This is a genomic window from Peptoclostridium acidaminophilum DSM 3953 (assembly GCF_000597865.1).
Classification (GTDB): domain Bacteria; phylum Bacillota; class Clostridia; order Peptostreptococcales; family Peptostreptococcaceae; genus Peptoclostridium_A; species Peptoclostridium_A acidaminophilum.
Genome location: NZ_CP007453.1, coordinates 175,327 through 188,293, shown reverse-complemented (window position 1 = coordinate 188,293; position 12,967 = coordinate 175,327). Strand labels below are relative to the sequence as shown.

Below are 12,967 nucleotides of genomic sequence, written 5' to 3'. Positions count from 1 at the left end.
TAGTATCTCGGAGATTTGAATAAACCACAAAAAAACCCGCAAGAAAAAACTAGTTCTTCTGCGGGTTTTGTATGCTCTAGATATTCAATTCCAGTTCAGTTCCATCCTTAAAAATTAATGACACGTTATTTTCCGAATGCACCTTTATAGCTTCAACAGTAGCATTCCAAAGCCCTTCATCAAACTCAGTCAGTAAGGTTTTACTCTGTTCCAGCCTACATATGAATTCCATTATGCTTTCGCGTTTACCGTTGTGCTCCCTCCTTTTGTCGTTTATTTCGGCAATTCTTTTTTGTTCATTATCATAGCGCTGATAAAGGTCGCTGTAGCGCTGCTGATATTCTTCTTGGTTTAATACGGAATTTGCATTTTCCTGTACGCATTTACGTAGCAGCTCTGCTACAATTTCCAACTCTTCCTGACTCTTAGCAATTTCTCTATCAAGCGTAGATGTATCTGTTAAGGCTTTAGTCATATCTTCATAGCATTGCAGAAACTCATCTTTGTTATTAATAATTTCATTAAATGCTTCCACAAATACCTCTTTGATCTTGTCTTCATATAGATGCGGAGTTTTACACCTTCTATCGTTTTTAAACTTGTGATTGCACTGCCATATCGTCCGTCTGTACTTTGTAGTGGAATGCCAGACCTTGCTTCCGTAAAAGCTTCCACACTCACCGCATATGATTTTTCCAGAAAAACAGCTGCCTCCGGTCTTATACCCTTTGGCTTCCCTGCGTTTTTTAATCTCGCTTTGGACAAGGTCGAACGCCTCCGGAGTTATTATGGCCGGATGGCTGTTTTCAACGTAGTACTGCGGAACCTCACCTTCGTTGACTTTCTTCTTCTTAGTTAAAAAGTCGACTGTAAATGTTTTTTGAAGGATGGCATCCCCCTTGTATTTTTCATTTTTGAGTATGCTCATTACAGTGCTGGATTGCCATTTCTTTTTGCCTCCAGGCGTCGGTATCCCCTTTTCAATAAGATGCCTTGCTATTCCTGCCATTGTTTTCCCTTCAATATAGAGTTTATATATAAGCCTTACCACCTCAGCTTCTTTTTTGACAATTTTGGGCAAGCCGTCATCACCTTTTTCATAGCCAAGAAACTGCTTGTATGGAAGACTTACTTTGCCATCGGCAAATCGTTTTCTCTGGCCCCAAGTGACATTTTCACTTAGTGACCTTGATTCCTCCTGGGCCAATGATGACATAATAGTAATCAGCAGCTCTCCTTTGCTGTCCATGGTGCATATATTTTCTTTCTCGAAACGGACTTCCACACCTTTTTCCTTTAGCTGACGAACCGCTGTAAGTGTGTCAACAGTGTTTCTTGCAAAGCGGGATATCGACTTTGTAATAATTAGGTCTATTTTTCCATCCAATGCGTCAGCTATCATTCTGTTGAAACCGTCGCGTCTTTTTGTGGTGGTAGCCGAAATGCCCTCGTCTGCATAAACCTCAACAAAATCCCACTCTGGATTCGACTTGATGTGTCTTGTATAGTAATCTACCTGTGCCTCATAGCTTGAGAGTTGCTCGTCGTTGTCTGTTGAAACCCTCGCATAGGCCGCGACCCTTTTCTGCCCTATGGCGTTATTTGCAACAGGCTCATGAAGTTTTGCCGTTGCAGGTATCATTCTTACTGCACGTGCCGTACGCATTCTCCCTTCCTCCCTTCTAAGTATTCAATCTGGCGCATTCTGGCCTTTTCCCTTGCTTCCTCATTCCAACTTTCACTACGTGATTTGCTCTGCCATTCTCTTAGATCTGTGCGCCCATCGTTGAAAACAAATAAAAGCAGGTTCGCATCAGGAATCTGAATCTCCTCTATTTGGCGGTTGAAAGTCACCTCATCAAATTCCTCAATCCCCAGTGCATTTGCTGCCACTAAGCAAAGAATCGACTCAGGTATACGTTTGGTGTGGCAGACCTCTTTGCCATATTTAATGTGAGTCGAGCAATTCCAGAAAGCTTGTCCATGAGTGGTTTTGCGCTTGTAGTTTTTCCCACACTTGCCGCATTTGATTTTTGAAGTGAACGGATATGTTCCTGCAGCCTTTTTCCCCTCATTGAGGATCCAATTTTTCGCCATGATTTCCCGGGCCAGTTGAAAGGTTGCTGCGTCAATTATTGGTGGGTGTGTGCCTTCTGCGTAATATTTAGGGAGAACTCCTTTGTTTGCAATGAGTTTCTTTGTCAGGTGGTTTGACACATGCTTTTTCTGTAGCAGCGCATTGCCAATATATTTTTCGTTTTTTATTATCTGGGCTACAATGTCTGAATTCCATATGCCGCCTCTTAAACTTTGGATGCCCATCCTTCGCAGCTTGTTTGCAATCGCTGTGCATCCCAAGCCGCTAATATAGTCATTAAAAATCATACGGACAATCTTAGCCTGCTTCTGATTGACCTCTACTCTCCCTTTTTCAATGCGGTAGCCGTACATGAAGCGCAGGTTGACAAGCTCCCCTTCTGCAAAACGCTTTCTAATTCTCCACTTGCAGTTTTCGCTTACAGAAAGGCTTTCCGCCTGGGCAAAAGAAGAGAGGATGGTTAGCATCAGCTCTCCATCCCCACTTATTGAGTGAATATTTTCTTTTTCAAAGTATACATCTACGCTTATTCCCTTTAATTCCCTAACCGTTTCCAGCACAGTAAGGGTGTTTCTTGCAAAACGGGAAATGGATTTAGTTATTACCATGTCTATTTTGCCGCTTCTGCAGTCGCTTAAAAGGCGCTGAAACTCTTTTCTATTGTCCTTAGTACCTGTAGCCGCTTCATCTGCATAAACCCCCGCATACTCCCAGTCATAACGCTTTTGAATGAATTCGCTATAGTAGCTTATTTGGGCTGATAACGACTGCAACATTGCATCCTTGCCACTCGATACCCTTGCATAAGCTGCAACACGTTTTTTTATGGGTGCTTTTGGCGCCTTAGGCGTTATCTTCCTTATTATTCTGGTCATTGAAAGCTCCTCCTTTCAAGCACCATGTTAACTCTGATTTTGATACATAGCAAGCTTATTAAGGCTTACAAGCCTCCAAATACAGGGTTATATTTAGCAACAAGCATTTTATCAATTTTGCTGTATTCCCTCTCGTTTATAATCCTTTTCGAGAGCATTTCCTTGGCGATAGCGATCGATATCCTATAGTTCTTTTCACGTTCAAATTGCTCTTTTGTCATGGCAAGCCCTCACTTTCTCAAATCGATTTTTTATGTAACATGCATGGGTGCAGAATTTGCGATTTTTGTTGCCGTAGCTTTCGAACTCTTTCCCACACTCGGTACAAGTAAGCTTATAATATGCACTTTTAACAACCTGATTGGCATTTGCCTTCCACCATGCGCGGCGGCATTCCTCGGAGCAGAATTTTTTCGGCTGCCCCTTTACCCCCTGCTCCAGCGGTTTTTTGCATTGTTTGCAGACAGTATGTATTTCTTTCATTGGTTCTTTTTTCTCAATTTTAGAAACGCCAATGTTATTACGCCGGCAATAGGATTTTACTGTGTTTATCGAAATAAGCAGATCCGATGCAATCTGTAAGTAGCTTTGTCCGCTCTGCCTCATTTGTCTAATTCTTTGTTCCTGTTCAACAGTCATGTTCTAACCTCCACAACTCAAAAATCACTCATGCTTGACATAGCCCTCAAATCCCGCCACCTTGAGCTTTTTAAGCATAGCCTGCGCATTTGTTTCATCTGAAAAAGCTCCTACCTGTACTCTGTAAAGCTTCTGTTCCTTCTTGCCGTCCAAGGTTGCTGCCGCTTTTTTCTTTGATATATTGAACGTGCTTACAAGTGCATTTACATAAGCCCTTGCGATTGCATCTTTGCTTGATATTATCCATTTGGCGGTATGGGGATTGTCGTGGAAGTCTGTTTCAGCAAGCACGGCTATCATTCCTAGATTCCCTGGGTTTCTGACTTCACCATAGCCCTTGCCATTGAAGGCTTCCAATCCACTTGCAACTGAAATTCCTCTGTTAGTTTTTATAGGACATATCGCATTTAGCTCTTTTACAATATTTGTCGCTAATATTCTTGATGTGACGCTGCCTGGATTATAGAAAGCGACTGCCCCGGCTGACTTTCCATTCCCGGCGTTGGAGTGGATTGCAAGGTACACATCGCATTTCTTGCCCTTGGCTTCACTTGCTCTTCCTTCTATTCCAATCCCAAGAGAAAGCATGGCCATAATCACTTCACATTCATATTCGCTGTCGAGTATGCACTTTATGCGTTTTGCCAAATCCTCCATCTGCTCTTTTTCATTTGTGTTGCCTATGCAATATTTGTTATTGGGCTGGTTTGACGGACTAAGGTATATTTTAATTTTCATGTCAATTTTCCTCCTTTTTCAGCTGCATCAAAACAGCTTTAAGCTTTTCAGGTATAGGGAGCCCTATCTTTGTGGCGTTTTCAAGTATGCTGATTCCCTCGTTTGATAAATAGAAAAATATAACCGCAGTACGAATAGTGCTCCCTGATTCGATAAGTTGAGCATCAACAATGTGTGCTACAGCTACAAGTGAAAACAACATGACTTTCTTGAAAATGCCTTTTGCACCGATTTCACTTGAGAGCCTTTTTTCCAGGATCGCCACCATAACACCCGTTAAGTAGTCGATAACTACAAAGGCAACCAATGCGTAAAGAAATCCATCCCAACCGCCTAAAAAGCAACCTAAGTAAGCACCAATCATAGCGCATGCGATTTGACTCCAGTTTGAAATGTCTTTCATATCTTTATTCCTCCTTACTTCCTAAAATAAAAAAGAGCCCTAAGGCTCTGTGATTCTAATCCAATCAAAATATCCTGCAAAGGCTGACGAAGCATTTTCATTATTTATTCCAAGCCCTACATAACCCGGCTTAAATCCCACGACTATCCCCGATGCATGTTGTGGGAATGCTATGCCATTTGGAGAATACATAAGATTTGCCTTCCATGTTCCAGCATCATTGTAGATTTTTACCCTAAGATACCCGATAGTGAATCCTTTGCCATAACGCGAGTATGTGTTTCTGCTTGTTGAAGTATTGTAATCCTCCCACATTACGTTTGGAGATTGGTCGACTCCTGTTGATTCAAGGTTCAAAAACTTTTGCTTCCCAGTTAGAGATTCCGAAAGAATTATGCCATATTTAAAATACGACCCCACCTTATCGCTGCCTAGAAGCTTTGCCGTAACAGTAAAGTCTCCGCTTGGCGCTGTCTGCACAACACCTCTTACAAGTGCCGATGAGTTGCCCGGAATCAATATTTTCAAATATCCTTTTTCCTCTGTAACTGCACCCGATCCTTGGTTTACCCAGTTCCACCTTACATCAATTGTGTCATCATCGAATTCATCATCCATGCTATGAGGATTTGATGGCGGAATGTCTATGGGATTCTGATAACTAGTTCCACTGCCGCCCGAGCTTGATGAAATTGTAATACTTTTTTGCGCATCATTTTGTGAGATGGATACGTTGCTTCCAGCAATAAATGTGACATCCCCAGTAAGTGCGTTTCCGCCCGACCTTTTAATGCTTGATACTCTCTGTATGCTGCTGTGCGAATCAGCCGCATGCCTTGCCTCGTTGTAATACTGAAGATGGTCGTCCACATCCAAGCCTAGCAGCGTCGAATGCGTGTGATTGTGGCTGATGTTTGCAGGAGTCTGTGTTGCCGGGTTTGACAGCACGCTGTCCTTTGTAAACATCGATAGTCGTTCAACAAGCTGTGCCATCTTAATTTCATGTTCGAGCATTATGTTGTTAAGCTCTAGCACATACCTAACAAATCCTGTTTCACTATCTTCCTCGCAGGTTATTCCCTTGACTCTCACCTTGCCGTCAAATCCCGCAGTGTCCATTCCTTCAGGAGGTATGTACCAGCCTATCCAGTCTCCGTGCATAAATGTTTCAAAAGGCTTTAGCTTGCTCCCGAGCGAGTCTGTGAATTTCACCACAGTTCCCTGTATACCCCAGCTGACCTGTGCCGCGCTTCTTAGAAACATCTGCCCGTAGTCTTGGAGCTTTGCCCAATCGCTTGCAATATTCCTGGCTTGAAGATATCCTTCCCGCCTTCCGTAGTCGTTTTGGCTGGTCGGGTGCATAGTCTCAACAAGGCTGCCATCTTCTCCTTCCACTAGCAAGGCATTTGTCACACCAGTGCTGTCGCTTTGGTTTTCGTGTCTTATGATAGCCTGACCGGGACGGTATTTTACCGTATCGTACTTGTCGCTGCCTTTGACTTTATAGAGCCTCAGATGCAGGCTCGGGGTCATCTCTATGTCGAAAAGGCCCATGCCTTCGCTGAGCTTTGTTATTACCTGTGAAATAGGTGTTCCCGCATGAAAGGATATGTTGCTCATATCCTCAAACGGATTGCCAAGCGAGTCCTTGTCTGCAGACCAGTCTAGAACAACTCCTGGGAGGCATCCTCTTTGCTGCGCTTCCAATATAAGCTGTCTTAGAATCGCACCACCGTGCATATCAGTGAAGCTGCGCTCAAGCGTCTCCGGACTAGGCATTCCTTCTGGATAAACAACCGCCCTCTCAAGCAGCGAGAGGACTCCTCTGCCGCTTACCTCTATCATCTGCTGCTCGCTATCGTCAACATACGAAGGCTTTCTAGCTTCTATGATCCACTTGAACAGGTCAACGCCGTCGAGCCTGCAGAGGATGTAGTTTTGATCTGCCACATACTCACGATTGCCTCCCTTTTCATCATATCTACTTATTGAGAACTTACCGCTGCCGGGATTGTTGAGAAGCACCTGGAATGACTTGTTTCTTGCTCCGTCAAGCTGGCAAAGTATAGTGTTAGGATTATTCTTGCCGCAAACAAAAAGCTCTATACCTATATCATCCGCAGGTTCCGATTCGTACACTTCAAGTCCGATTACGTTGCTGTCTCGCATTCCGGGAGGACTTGGAGTATTAAGTCTGACCTTAACAGCACCGTTTTCCGCTTCCTGGGGAACTTGAAATACAATCTGCTGCCAGCTCCACGAGATGACATTGCAGAGCATTTCGCCTAGGTATACCTGTCCGCCATAGCCTCTTGCTGCCCTATCAGTATTTGATGTATCGGTTTCTGCCTTTGCTCCAAAGCCATTACCGTATACTGTGACAACTGCTCCCTTAGCCGCCCTTGTGGTGGACAAACGTTCTATGAATGGAAATGGCGGATCACTTGTTATGTTCTCGTAATTGTACAGGCCGCGCACCTTGGTCCAATCCGGACCATACTTTGCAACGTTTTCAAACAGATGGAGCATCCGCTTTCTTGTCCAGGCAGGCCCGAATTTTGCCACGTTTTCTATCTGATACAAGCTTCGCTTTAAGACATAATCAACTGAGAATGAACGCGTCTGCGATGTAGTGCTGCCGCTTGCATTGGTGGCTGTAGCTCGCCAAAACCAAGTTCCACTTGTTAATGAAAAAGCTGCCCTGCAGGTTGCTCCGGACGCCACGTTATAAAAGGTGCTGCTTTTCTTGTCTGCGCTATCAAATGTGTTCACGCTGTCGACTTCTATGATAACCTCTGTAGCTACGAGCTTATCAAGGCTATCTGTATATGTCGCATCAAAGTGCAACGTTAAGACTGTGCTGCTGTATAGATCTCCTGGCGAAACTAGATTTATTCCGGGTAAGCCCATGTTAGTTCACCTGCCTATGCCCAGCTGCCAACTGTGGCAATAATCCTGGCCGACTTTGGTCCGAGTGTCAGCAGTGGAGGAAGTAAGGCGTTCCGGATGTAGACTGTGCTGCTTAGACTGCCAGGGCCTATGCTTGCAATGTCAAGTACGCTCTGCCATGGTCCATCAGAAGACCAAGCCATGGTAAAATCCGAGTGATTTAGCTGCAAATTGACGCCATTTGCTATTTTGCTCGTACTCGCATTCTTGATCTTGATTGATCTTATTTGAGTAGTTCCTTCAGGCCTATCTTCCCAGTCGATTAGCGATGTAAGCTCATTTCCCGAAGCATCGCAGAAAGCCAAATCATCTACTTGCTCGCCTGCAGCTTTTCTGCCATATATGTGAATGCCACAGACCTTTATTATTTCAGCTGCACTTGAGTGCCTTATCCCAAAACGCAGTGCTTTGACTGGGCCTGAGAAGGATATTGTAAACATGCTGTCTCTCCAGTTGTCCAAATCAGCAGTGGGAGTAGGATATGAATACACAGCCGTTTCCCAGGTTCCATCCATGCCGTTTGTCGTATCTACTGAGCCTTGAATAAGCCTTTCTGTGGGATTGCTGATTCCACTTGCAGGATACTGAATGCCCATTTTATTAATCTCTCTTAGCTCAGGAAAAAAGAACCAAAAAGCAAGGCCCGGATCATTGTCGTACTTTCCCCATTCCTGAGCCCTGTCTTCTCTGTTTAGGTTCTGTTTGCTCTGGCTGTCTAGCCAGCTGCTCACGCCGTTGCCAAATATAGTAGAAAGCGAAACATCGCTCATATACCTATAACCTACTTCAGTTCCATCTATGTCATATGCTATCCTGTGTTCTAAAACTGCTGGATACATTAAATCACCTCATTTCTTAAAAATATGCCGGATAGTATTCGAGCTTTACGCTGCCGCCAGAAGCTCCACTTATTCGCAGTTGGTTGTATCCTGACTCGAGAATGAACCAGCAGGCATCTCCCCCATGCTTTATTGCAGAAATCATGTTAGAAGATCCTTTCTTGCATGTGAAATCACCAGCATTTATAACCACGCTCTCCCCGCTGCCTATGCTACCTTGAAACTGAAGCCATAAATTGCTGCCAAGGCACTCGAGTTTTGGGGATTCCATGGGCCCGCTAAGAGTAATTACAACGTCTGTAGCCGGAGCCGTTCCCGGATTGTTATGAGTCCACTCGTAAGAAGTATTGCTGACCTGTTTAGTCTCCTGCGTTTTCTGAGTATCATAGAAAAACGGATCCGAAAGCAAGAATTCAACGGCAAATTTGGCATAACCGGGCATGCTTTTTACAAAGTTGACCTGCTTATACACCTCTGCCAGTGCTTCCCTTTCCGACCCATCTGGAAGTGTTCTTTTAAGAGTATGCTCTCCTCTTTTGCCAAATAGCCTGCTTAGAAAGTCTATGTTCTCATAAAGCTGTTCATCCAAGCTTACTCCGCTTGGCACTTTCCCTGTTACAGGATCCAATCCTCTGACCCACATAGGCAGCATTACTATCCTTTCTTCGTAGCGCTTTTTGATCCAGTGCTTGCCGTCCTGGAATGGTATTTGTATATTGCTGCCTCTAAGTCCGACTGTCCCTATACCTTCAGGCACTTCAATAACGGACCATCCTTTTGTATTTAAATCGACTCCTGCAAAGCTCCATTTCTGACCTGACACATTATCACCTCCCGTTATCCTAGCCCGTAAGACTGGCGAAGAAGTACTCTTCTGGTGCTGTCAGGCGCCGCTTCAGGCTTTGGATTGTTGATTGTGATTTCATAGTTATTAGTGATGCTGTTATTTTTTGAAATGCTTTCCTGCCCATTAAAATCTGCTCTTATTCCTGCCTTTTCAAGTGATCTTGCGATAATCTCGTCCAGCTTGTCAATTGGGACCACAGCTTCCTTTCCGGCTTCTCCGACTCCTATGATGCTAGGGCTGCTGAATATGCCTCCGCTTGAGTACCAGTTTACATTTAGCTTCGGTACCTGCGGAGGGCTTAGGCTGAATTTGCCCTTCAGTTCAAAGTGAGGCAGCTTTATCTTGGGTATTTTTATCTCCGGTATCTTGAGATTTTTAAAGAAGTTTCTGATAGAATCCACTGCATTTCTCACTGTGTTCTTTGCGGCGTTTATCGGATTTTCAATAGCTGTCTTTATTCCATTCCAGACAGTTGCTGCTGTCGATTTTATGGTGCTCCAGTTTTTATAGAGCGCTACACCTATAGCGATAAGCCCTGCTATGACTCCGACTGCTATTCCAACAGGGCCTGTTATTATGGCAAAGGCGCCTCCGGCTGCTGCTATGGCTCCTGATGCTGCGCCAAATGCCGAAGATACTGCCCCGACAATGGCCACCACCTTCCCAATCACAGCAATTACAGGTCCTATGGCTGCTGCAATCATGGCGATTTTAATTACCATGTCCTGCTGCTCTTTTGAAAGCCCTTGGAATCTATCCAGCAAAGGCTTTATGACTGCTATGAGTTTTTCAAGTATAGGTATTAAAAGCTGGCCGAATTGTATGCCTATCTGCTGCGCCTGCTCCTTCATTATCCTGAGTTTGTTTGTGGGGCTGTCCATTGTTCTGGCAAGGTCGCCCTGTGCGTTCTTGGTGGCCTCCATTATTGCTCCGTATCTTGCCTGCACCTTTTGAGCCTCCGTCAGCTCTTCGCCTTGCTTGGCGATACCATGTGTGTATGCGTATGTCTTTATGGTTGTATCGTTAACCAGGATACCCAGCGCCTTTAGGGGCTCCGCTTCTCCTGAGATTCCTGACTTTAGTTTTTCAAATGCTTCTTCCGGCTTTAGGTTGTAGAAGGATGCCATGTCATATGAAAGCTGAGTCAGGCTCTCTGAAATCTTCAAGGACTCATCTGATGTGAGCCCCATGGATGTGAGCATGGCGTTATATGTGGCCATGCTGTTTCTAACACTATACGCGTTAAGCCCAAGAGCCTTTGATGTCTCCTCAGACCACGCTCTAGCCTGCCCAGCCATAGAGCCCATTGCAACATCAAAGAGATTTTCTGATTCCACTGCTTCCATGGCCATTTTAGTGGCGGCACTGCCTATGCCTACAATCGGCAAGGTGACAGCAGTAGATAGCTTGCTGCCTACTGAATACATCTTGTCGCCCATGGATTTCATCTTTTCTCCAGCCTTGTCCATGCTTTCGGAGAGCTTGTGCCACGCAGAGCTTTTGATCTTGAGCTCGTTTGTTGTCTCTTTGAGCTCTTGCTGCATTTTTCCGAGCTCTGCATTGGCGTAATTTAGCTTAATCTTTAGATTTTCTGTTGCCTTGGCGTCTGCGCCCTTTTTCTCTACGCTCTCCTGATAGCTCCTGCTTAATGCCGCCACTTTTTCCTTTTGTAGCTCCACTTGCTTATTGAGGCTGTCTGATTTTAGCTTTAATTCCTCAGTAGATTTTCCAAAGTCTCCAAGCTTTGAGCTTGCGGCTGCAAATTCACTCTGTACCACTTTCAGGCTTCTTTGTATCTTGCTGACGCCTTCTTGAAAACCCCTGTCATCGAGTCCTACTCTAGCAACCACGCTACTACTGTCTCTTGCCATTTGCATCACCTCCTGGTATGATGCAGTCATAGACAAATAGTAGTCTTCTACATCATTTCTAATCTATATCAAGGTTGGTAAGAGGGTTCTCCTCGGATATGTCATCCAACCATTGATACGTGTTTAAAGTTTCAAGATTTTTGTATAGTTACTTACTCCTAGACTTTGTCTGCTACATAAGGTATCATTTTCCATTGGATAGGGAAAAGGACGTTCACCTCCTAGGGAGTTGACTCTCGTTCAACGATACCCGTAACTAAGACAGTCATTCCATTCAATGAAAATTTATGTTTTAGGCTGGTTGGGAGCCCTTAAGCTATACCCGTATCACATGCCAGGTTGTGTATTCATTGTTGTTTATGGAACCCTATCGGAAGGAGTTTACTATGAATAACCGTAATTATCTGTCCGCTGGTATCGATGTCGGTTCAGCCTTCAGCTGGATGTCCATCGTCGACCAGAGCGGGACTGCAATCCAAAAACCTTTTAAGATCACACATAACAACTCGAATTCCTTGGAAAAGGCTGTTTCTGCACTAAAAAAAGCAGAAGAGCTGTATTCCATGAAATGTCGAATATTTCTGGAATCCACAGGGATTTATCATTTCCCACTCTTCTGCTTCTTGGTTGATTCTGGCTTTGACGTGTCCATAATCAATCCTATTATCACACATTCTGTGAAAAATGCAAGCATTAGAAAAGTGAAAAATGATAAAATCGATTCTCTCGGTATTGCCAAACTTGGTCTTTCTCATGATTTGCCGGTTTCTCAGTTTCCAGCAAAGCTCGTTCTTGAGCTTCGCACCCTCACTCGAAAATACTATGACCTTACGGATGAAAAATCTGCTCATATCAACAGGCTAAAGGGCTATCTGCATACTGTGTTTCCACAGTACATTGGTATTTTCAACGATATTACCGGCACCACATCCACCATGATTCTTCGCCAGTATGGTACTCCGGATAAAATACTTCGCGGCCATAAAAAAACCATGATTTCTAAAATCTCAAAAGCTTCAAGAAAAGGTATCTCCAAAGCTACTGATCGTTATGAAAAGCTTTATCAGGCCGCGCTAGCTGCTAAATCCTTTGGCTGCCAGATTGAAAGTGTCTACTTCAATATTTCACTGACGCTTGATCTGATTGAACGATTGGCTTGTGCCATTAACTCCATTATGGAGCGTATCCAGCAATTGGTTGCCTTCAATAAGAATGAGGAATTTGTCAAACAGATTTCATGGCTTAACTCCATCAAAGGCGTTGGATTTCTTTCTGCTGTAACCATCATGTGTGAGATTGGCGATTTCTCAACCTTTAGGAGTCCTAAACAGCTTTTTGCCTTCTTTGGCCTGGATCCTGAGGTAAACCAGTCCGGCAACTTCAACGGCACTGATGTCCATATGTCCAAACGTGGCTCCAGAATTGCCAGACGCGCTATTTTCGCTGTTGCATTGGCTTCTATCCGCAGGAAACGAGATGGTGAAGCAATCAATCCGTATCTTTGCGATTACTACATGAAAAAAGCCGCTCAGAAACCTAAGATGGTTGCTCTTGGTGCTATCATGCACAAAATTTGTAACATCATATTTGCAGTCCTTCGTGATGAAAAGGGTTTTGAGCTCCGTTCACCTCAGGAGCATTGCAAGCAATATAAAAGACCAACTCAGATGGCTGCATAAATACACGTCCGACATATGCATAACTACCA

The 12,967-nt window shown here is 44.2% G+C and carries 11 protein-coding genes; 1 reads left to right on the top strand and 10 read right to left on the bottom strand.

Annotated features, from left to right (window positions below; all coding sequences use genetic code 11):
- Nucleotides 1-76 precede the first annotated feature (76 nt).
- The 10 genes from EAL2_RS11845 to EAL2_RS11805 form a co-directional block, all read right to left on the bottom strand.
- The gene (locus tag EAL2_RS11845) at nt 77-1,666 is read right to left on the bottom strand and encodes a recombinase family protein (RefSeq protein ID WP_025436591.1); all 1,590 of its coding nucleotides are present in this window, start codon (nt 1,664-1,666) and stop codon (nt 77-79) included.
- Nucleotides 1,645-2,973, bottom strand: coding sequence for a recombinase family protein (locus tag EAL2_RS11840; protein WP_025436590.1), 1,329 nt, complete (start codon nt 2,971-2,973; stop codon nt 1,645-1,647). Before EAL2_RS11840 ends, EAL2_RS11845 begins: the two co-directional genes overlap by 22 nt.
- Before the next feature lie 65 nt (nt 2,974-3,038).
- Nucleotides 3,039-3,194 (bottom strand): SHOCT domain-containing protein, encoded by a 156-nt coding sequence (locus EAL2_RS15615; protein WP_168023682.1) that lies wholly within the window; start codon nt 3,192-3,194, stop codon nt 3,039-3,041.
- Nucleotides 3,175-3,612, bottom strand: a complete 438-nt coding sequence (locus tag EAL2_RS11835; protein ID WP_025436589.1) for a hypothetical protein — start codon at nt 3,610-3,612, stop codon at nt 3,175-3,177. The genes EAL2_RS15615 and EAL2_RS11835 overlap by 20 nt, the downstream gene beginning before the upstream one ends.
- Before the next feature lie 24 nt (nt 3,613-3,636).
- Nucleotides 3,637-4,350: an N-acetylmuramoyl-L-alanine amidase gene (locus tag EAL2_RS11830; RefSeq protein WP_025436588.1), complete on the bottom strand. Its 714-nt coding sequence runs from the start codon at nt 4,348-4,350 to the stop codon at nt 3,637-3,639.
- A gap of 1 nt (nt 4,351) precedes the next feature.
- On the bottom strand, nt 4,352-4,753 hold the full coding sequence (locus EAL2_RS11825; protein ID WP_025436587.1) for a phage holin family protein: 402 nt from the start codon (nt 4,751-4,753) through the stop codon (nt 4,352-4,354).
- Nucleotides 4,754-4,792: 39 nt separating this feature from the next.
- A complete protein-coding gene (locus tag EAL2_RS11820) occupies nt 4,793-7,663 on the bottom strand; it encodes an IPT/TIG domain-containing protein (protein ID WP_025436586.1) in 2,871 nt (956 codons plus the stop codon).
- Nucleotides 7,664-7,677: 14 nt separating this feature from the next.
- Nucleotides 7,678-8,541, bottom strand: coding sequence for a hypothetical protein (locus EAL2_RS11815; RefSeq protein WP_025436585.1), 864 nt, complete (start codon nt 8,539-8,541; stop codon nt 7,678-7,680).
- Between the two features lie 16 nt (nt 8,542-8,557).
- Nucleotides 8,558-9,364, bottom strand: a complete 807-nt coding sequence (locus tag EAL2_RS11810) for a phage tail family protein (RefSeq protein ID WP_025436584.1) — start codon at nt 9,362-9,364, stop codon at nt 8,558-8,560.
- A gap of 14 nt (nt 9,365-9,378) precedes the next feature.
- Nucleotides 9,379-11,259, bottom strand: a complete 1,881-nt coding sequence (locus EAL2_RS11805; protein ID WP_025436583.1) for a phage tail tape measure protein — start codon at nt 11,257-11,259, stop codon at nt 9,379-9,381.
- 386 nt (nt 11,260-11,645) lie between these two features.
- On the opposite strand from EAL2_RS11805, the gene EAL2_RS11800 reads away from it, so the two are divergent.
- Nucleotides 11,646-12,938: an IS110 family RNA-guided transposase gene (locus EAL2_RS11800; RefSeq protein ID WP_038601674.1), complete on the top strand. Its 1,293-nt coding sequence runs from the start codon at nt 11,646-11,648 to the stop codon at nt 12,936-12,938.
- The last annotated feature ends 29 nt before the right edge of the window (nt 12,939-12,967 follow it).

What these genes read in the sequence shown, in the direction of transcription:
- EAL2_RS11845 (WP_025436591.1), bottom strand. Translation starts at nt 1,666, where the DNA reads ATGCGTACGGCACGTGCAGTAAGAATGATACCTGCAACGGCAAAACTT.
- EAL2_RS11840 (WP_025436590.1), bottom strand. Translation starts at nt 2,973, where the DNA reads ATGACCAGAATAATAAGGAAGATAACGCCTAAGGCGCCAAAAGCACCC.
- EAL2_RS15615 (WP_168023682.1), bottom strand. Translation starts at nt 3,194, where the DNA reads ATGACAAAAGAGCAATTTGAACGTGAAAAGAACTATAGGATATCGATC.
- EAL2_RS11835 (WP_025436589.1), bottom strand. Translation starts at nt 3,612, where the DNA reads ATGACTGTTGAACAGGAACAAAGAATTAGACAAATGAGGCAGAGCGGA.
- EAL2_RS11830 (WP_025436588.1), bottom strand. Translation starts at nt 4,350, where the DNA reads ATGAAAATTAAAATATACCTTAGTCCGTCAAACCAGCCCAATAACAAA.
- EAL2_RS11825 (WP_025436587.1), bottom strand. Translation starts at nt 4,753, where the DNA reads ATGAAAGACATTTCAAACTGGAGTCAAATCGCATGCGCTATGATTGGT.
- EAL2_RS11820 (WP_025436586.1), bottom strand. Translation starts at nt 7,663, where the DNA reads ATGGGCTTACCCGGAATAAATCTAGTTTCGCCAGGAGATCTATACAGC.
- EAL2_RS11815 (WP_025436585.1), bottom strand. Translation starts at nt 8,541, where the DNA reads ATGTATCCAGCAGTTTTAGAACACAGGATAGCATATGACATAGATGGA.
- EAL2_RS11805 (WP_025436583.1), bottom strand. Translation starts at nt 11,259, where the DNA reads ATGGCAAGAGACAGTAGTAGCGTGGTTGCTAGAGTAGGACTCGATGAC.
- EAL2_RS11800 (WP_038601674.1), top strand. Translation starts at nt 11,646, where the DNA reads ATGAATAACCGTAATTATCTGTCCGCTGGTATCGATGTCGGTTCAGCC.